This window comes from Pseudomonas sp. NFR02 (assembly GCF_900119375.1).
GTDB classification, from domain to species: domain Bacteria; phylum Pseudomonadota; class Gammaproteobacteria; order Pseudomonadales; family Pseudomonadaceae; genus Aquipseudomonas; species Aquipseudomonas paracarnis.
This window is the reverse complement of sequence record NZ_FPJJ01000013.1, coordinates 1-3,112: the sequence shown is the minus strand read 5'-3', so window position 1 is coordinate 3,112 and position 3,112 is coordinate 1. Positions and strand designations below refer to the sequence as shown.

Annotated in this window: 1 protein-coding gene; it reads left to right on the top strand. The window is 56.1% G+C overall.

All coding sequences use genetic code 11. The features are described from left to right. Positions 1-3,112 (top strand): immunoglobulin-like domain-containing protein (locus BT199_RS25785; protein ID WP_371914269.1); only part of this gene is annotated, 3,112 nt, incomplete at both ends.

Genomic DNA, 3,112 nt, shown 5'->3' with positions numbered 1-3,112 from the left:
ACCATTACCGATTCGATCGATGCCACCACGGTCACCCTGACCGCAGGTTCGACCGTGACTGAAGGCGGCCAGATCACCTATACCGCCACGCTGACCAACCCGGCGCAAACGCCGGTGAACGTCACTTTGAGCAATGGCTCGGTGATCACCATCAAGGCCGGCGAATCGACAGGCAGCGTTGTCGTTGATACGCCGGCTAATGACGTCTACGTCAACGGCAGCACCGTCAGTACGACGATCACGAGCGCGACTGGCGGCAATTTCGAGAGCCTGGTGCCGAGCACCACGCCAGCGATTACCACCATTACCGATTCGATCGACACCACCACTGTGACGCTGACAGCGCCAGCCGAGGCGAACGAAGGTGGGCAGGTTACGTATACCGCCACGCTTTCCAACAAAGCTGGCACAGATGTCACGCTGAAGTTGGATAACGGTTCGTCGATCACCATCAAGGCTGGCGAGACCGTTGGCACCGTAACTGTCCCTGCGCCTAGCGATGATGTGTTCATCGACAAAAGCACGCAGACCGTCCAGATCACTGAGACCTCTGGCGGCAACTTTGAGAAATTGGAAGTTGCAGGCAATGGCGCAACCACCACGATCAACGACACCCTCGACAAAGTTGATGTGGTGCTGACGGCAACTCCTACCGTTGGTGAAGGCGGCAATATCGTCTACACCGCTAGCCTTGTGGATAAGAACGGCGCGCCGGTGACTAACATCACCAACCCGTTGACCGTGACTTTGGATAACGGTCAGACCATTACCATCGGTGTTAACCAATCCAGCGGCACCGTTACTACCGTGGCGCCAGACGATATTTATAAAGGCGATCAGACCGTCACTGCTGCTATCAAGGGTGTGACCGGCGGCGAGCATTTCGAGAACTTGGTTCCTGGTACTACCCCGGTTAATACCACCGTTACGGATACACCAGGCACCGATAACACCACTACGGTGACACTGACCGCTCCGACCGAAGCGAGCGAAGGTGGTCAGATCACCTACACCGCGACCTTGAGCAATAAGGCCGGTACCGACGTCACCTTGAAGCTGGATAACGGCTCTTCGATCACCATCAAGGCTGGAGAAACTGTTGGCACCGTAACCGTGCCTGCGCCTACCGATGACGTGTTCATCGACAAGAGCACCCAGACCGTCCAGATCACCGAAACCATCGGCGGCAACTTCGAAAAACTCGAAGTTGCAGGTAATGGTGCAACCACGACGATCAACGACACCATCGACAAGGTCGATGTAGTCCTGACCGCGACCACCACCGTTGGCGAAGGCGGCAACATCGTCTACACCGCCAGCCTTGTGGATAAGAACGGCGCACCGGTGACCAACATCACCAACCCGTTGACCGTCACCTTGGATAACGGCCAGACCATCACTATTGGCGTAAACCAATCGAGCGGTAGCGTTTCGGTTCTGGCTCCTGATGATGTGTATAAGGGCGACCAGACCGTCACCACCGCCATCAAAAGTGTCACTGGTGGCGAGCACTTCGAAAATCTGGTCCCTGGCACTACCCCGGTTAACACCACCGTTACTGATACACCAGGCACCGATAACACCACTACCGTGACACTGACCGCTCCGACCGAGGCGAACGAAGGTGGTCAGATCACCTACACCGCGACCTTGAGCAACAAGGCCGGTACCGACGTCATCTTGAAGCTGGATAACGGCTCTTCGATCACTATCAAAGCTGGCGAAACCGTTGGCACCGTAACCGTGCCGGCGCCTACCGATGACGTGTTCATCGACAAGAGCACCCAGACTGTCCAAATCACCGAAACCACCGGCGGCAACTTCGAAAAACTCGAAGTGGCAGGCAGCGGCGCAACCACCACCATCAACGACACCATCGACAAAGTCGATGTGGTTCTGACGGCCACCAACACTGTTGGCGAAGGCGGCAACATCGTCTACACCGCTAGCCTTGTGGATAAAAACGGTGCGCCGGTGACTAACATCACCAACCCGTTGACCGTCACCTTGGATAACGGCCAGACCATCACCATTGGCGTAAACCAATCGAGCGGTAGCGTTTCGGTTCTGGCTCCTGATGATGTGTATAAGGGCGACCAGACCGTCACTACTGCTATCAAAGGCGTAACCGGCGGCGAACACTTTGAAAATCTGGTCCCAGGTACCGATAACGTCACCACAACTGTGACTGATACACCGGGTACCGATAACACCACTACCGTGACGCTGACGGCTCCAACCGAGGCGAGCGAAGGTGGTCAGATTACGTACACCGCGACCTTGAGCAACAAGGCCGGTACTGACGTCACCTTGAAGCTGGATAACGGCTCGTCGATCACGATCAAGGCTGGCGACACTGTTGGCACCGTAACCGTGCCTGCCCCTACCGATGACGTGTTTATCGATAAGAGCACTCAGACCGTCAAGATCACCGAAACCACTGGCGGCAATTTCGAAAAACTCGAAGTTGCGGGCAACGGTGCGACCACCACGATCAACGACACGATCGACAAAGTTGATGTGGTCCTGACCGCCACTACCACCGTTGGCGAAGGCGGCAATATCGTTTACACCGCCAGCCTTGTGGATAAGAACGGCGTACCAGTGACTAACATCACCAATCCGCTGACCGTCACCCTCGATAACGGCAAGACCATCACCATCGGCGTAAACCAATCAAGCGGTTCCATTACCACCGTAGCGCCAGACGATGTGTACAAAGGCGACCAGACCGTCACTACCGCCATCAAAGGCGTGACCGGCGGCGAGCATTTTGAAAATCTGGTTCCAGGTACTACCCCGGTTAACACGACCGTTACCGATACACCCGGTACCGACAACACCACTACCGTGACCTTGACCGCTCCGGCCGAAGCGAATGAGGGTGGACAGATTACGTACACCGCCACGCTTTCCAATAAAGCGGGCACTGACGTCACGCTGAAGTTGGACAACGGCTCGTCGATTACCATCAAGGCTGGCGACACGGTTGGCACTGTGACCGTGCCCGCTCCTAGCGATGACGTGTTCATCGATAAGAGCACTCAGACCGTCAAGATCACCGACGCTTCCGGCGGCAACTTCGAAAAACTCGAAGTAGCAGGCAACGGCG